1 protein-coding gene is annotated in these 3,226 nt (G+C 66.8%); it reads left to right on the forward strand.

The window, feature by feature from the left end:
• The first annotated feature begins 68 nt into the window (after positions 1–68).
• Entirely contained in the window at positions 69–3,059 is a 2,991-nt protein-coding gene (locus HMPREF0043_RS01755) for a hypothetical protein (protein ID WP_156897476.1), read from the forward strand.
• Positions 3,060–3,226: the final 167 nt, after the last annotated feature.

Below are 3,226 nucleotides of genomic sequence, written 5' to 3' on the forward strand. Positions count from 1 at the left end.
CGGCTCAGCCGGCGGTGTTCGCCAAGGGTGCGTCGTTTACGTGTTCGGCTGATTTGTCGGGTGTGCCGGTGCGTACCGGTGAGTCGGGCAGTACTCATCAGGACACGGCGTCGGTTGAGGCTGATGGGGCGATCTCGGGTCTGCACACTTCTGACACCGATCCCTACAACGCACACCGCCCACCCGAACCCAAGGTGAAGATCGTCAAGAAGGACGCGGCGGGCAACGACGCGGACACCGAGAAGGACGCGGTCGCCCTACCGGGCGGTCAGACCGACTTGGTCTTCGACGTGAGGAACCCCGGCCCGGAAGCCCTCCACGATATCGTCGTGTCCGACACGACATCTACGGAGTCCGGCACGGTGGAGTCGATGCAGTGCACGTTCCCGGGTGAGAACGCTCCGACGAAGGGCGTCTACGATGCGGGGTCCAAGAAGTGGACGGTCAAGTGGGCCGCCTCCTTCGGGCAGAACCCCAAGACCTTCGCGGTGGGAGGCAGCTTCGGCTGCACCGCCCGCCTGACCGGCGTCGCCGCAACCGTCCACACCGACACAGCGGCCGTGGACGGCAAGGGCGCGGTGAGCACGCTCGGCGTCCACGACGACAACCCCTACAACGGGCTTCCGCCCAAACCCGGTATCTCGGTGGACAAGAAGGACAAAGCGGGCAATGCCGCCGACACGGCCGACACCGCTCCAGTCCTGCCGCGCGCCCAGGCCGAACTCGCATTCACAGTGAGGAATTCGGGCGCCGACCCGCTCAAGGAAGTCGAAGTGGTCGATGAGACCACGACCGATTCCGGCACGGTGGAGTCGATGCAGTGCACGTTCCCGGGTGAGAACGCTCCGACCGCCGGCGTCTACGACGCCAAGGCCAAGAAGTGGACGGTCAAGTGGGCTGCCTCCTTCGGGCAAAGCCCCAAGACGCTGGCCATCGGCCAATCCTATTCGTGCACGGCCAAACTCACCGGCGTCACTGAGAAGCTCCACACCGACAAGGCGATCGCCTCGGCTACGGGTGCGTTGTCGGGCAAGGGCGTCAAGGATGAGAATCCTTACAACGCCAAGCCGCCTTCGCCCAAGGTGTCCATCGTCAAGAAGGACGCGGCGGGCAACGACGCCGACGATCCCCACGATCCCGTCAGGCTCGCCTCCGGCACGGCCGACCTCAAGTTCACGGTGACCAATCCGGGCACCGAGGACCTCAAGAAAGTCGTGGTGACGGATACGACCTCCACGGATTCCGGCACGGTGGAGTCGATGGCCTGCACGTTCCCGGGGGAGAAGGCTCCGACCGCCGGCGTCTACGACGCGGCGTCCAAGAAGTGGACGGTCAAGTGGGACGCCTCGTGGAAGGACGCCGATCCGGCCGCCTTCGCCGCCGGGGCGAGCTTCCCGTGCACGGCCAAGCTCACCGGCGTCACCCAGACGCTGCACACCGACACCTCGACCGTGGAAGGCGCGGGTTACGGCAGCGGAAAGACCGTCAAGGACGAGAACCCTTACAATGCCGTCCCGCCCACGCCCCACACGAGCATCGACAAGTCCGACGCTAAGGGCAACGGCGGTGACACACTGGCCGACGCCCCCGTCCTGGAGACCGGTCAGACCGATCTGAAGTTCAAGGTCGTCAACAACGGCGGCGAGCCGCTGCGCGAGATCGTCGTGACGGACGAGACCGTCGCCGGCTCCGGAAAGGTCGAGTCGATGGCCTGCACGTTCCCTGGTGAGAACGCTCCGACGAAGGGCGTCTACGATGCGGGGTCCAAGAAGTGGACGGTCAAGTGGGCCGCCTCCTTCGGCGACAAGCCGACGCTCTTCCGCATTTCGGATTCCTTCGCCTGCACGGCCAAGCTGACCGGCGTCACGAAGGTCTACCACACGGACACCGCCAAGGTGACCGGCACCGGCTCGATCTCCGCGAAGGGCGTGACGGGAGAGAACCCGTACAACGCCTTGCCCAAGAACCCCAACGTCGAGATCGTCAAGAAGGACGTGAAAGGCCGTGACGCGGACAAGGCCGCCGACGCCGCCGTTCTCGCCCCCGATGGGAAGACGGGCAAGGGAGCGGTCGACCTCGACTTCACCGTCGTCAACAACGGCGGCGAAGCCCTCAAGCAGGTGGTCGTGACGGACACGACGACGACCTCCTCGGGGACGGTGGAGTCGATGGCCTGCACGTTCCCGGGGGAGAAGGCTCCGACCGCCGGCGTCTACGACGCCAAGGCCAAGAAGTGGACGGTCAAGTGGGCCGCCTCCTTCGCTGCCCAGAAACCGAGCTCCTTCGCGATAGGCGCCTCCTTCAAGTGCACCGCCCATCTGAGCGGCGTGACCGGCGACGTCCACACGGACGACGCGACGATCGCGGGCGTGGGAGTCGGCTCGGGCAAGTCCGTGAGCGACGAGAACCCGTACAACGCGCGCGTGCCGGGCAAGCAGAACGTGGACATCGAGAAGGTGGACGCCAAGGGAAACGACGCGGACACCGTCGCCGAGTCGGTCCTCCTTCCCCAGGGCAAGACCGACCTGGTGTTCACGATCGTCAACACCGGCAATGAATCGCTGCGCGCGGTCGAGGTCACCGACAAGGCGACGGGTTCCGGCAAGGTCTCCGACCTGACGTGCACCTTCCCGGACGGGACGAAGGGCACACGGTGGGAGGCGTCCTTCGCTGCCCAGAACCCGGCCAGGCTCGCAATCGGCGGCTCTTTCACCTGCACGGCCAAGCTGACCGGCGTGGAAGCGGGCAAGAAGCACGCCGACACGGCGACGGTCACCGGAACGGGATTCGTGAGCGGCACGGGAGTCACCGACAGCGACGGCTACCATGCCCATCGCTCTCCGGATCCGACGCCCAAGCCGACGCCTTCGCATCCGAGCAAACCCACACCGTCCAAGTCGACGCCTGTCACACCCAAGACGGCTAAGCCCAAGCCGAAGCTGCCCAGGACCGGTGCGGACGTGCGCCTGCTCGGCGTCGTCGCGCTCGGCTTGGCCGCTGCCGGCGGCGTGGCCGTCGCCGTCCGCCGAGGCCGCAAGAGCGGTGACGGCGAAGCCTGACGGCAGGCAATGCCTCCCGGAAGGCGAATGAGAGTGGGCCCGGCCGAGATTCGGCCGGGCCCACTCCGCCGTCGGGGCGGGTCCGGCTTCGGCTTGCGGGCCGAGTGCACCGGCGGTTGGCGCTCGGATTCGCCACTGCCGGTCCACGACTCCGGCGGCGCTTCTGG

Origin of the sequence: Actinobaculum sp. oral taxon 183 str. F0552 (assembly GCF_000466165.1) — a bacterium.
GTDB lineage: Bacteria > Actinomycetota > Actinomycetes > Actinomycetales > Actinomycetaceae > Peptidiphaga.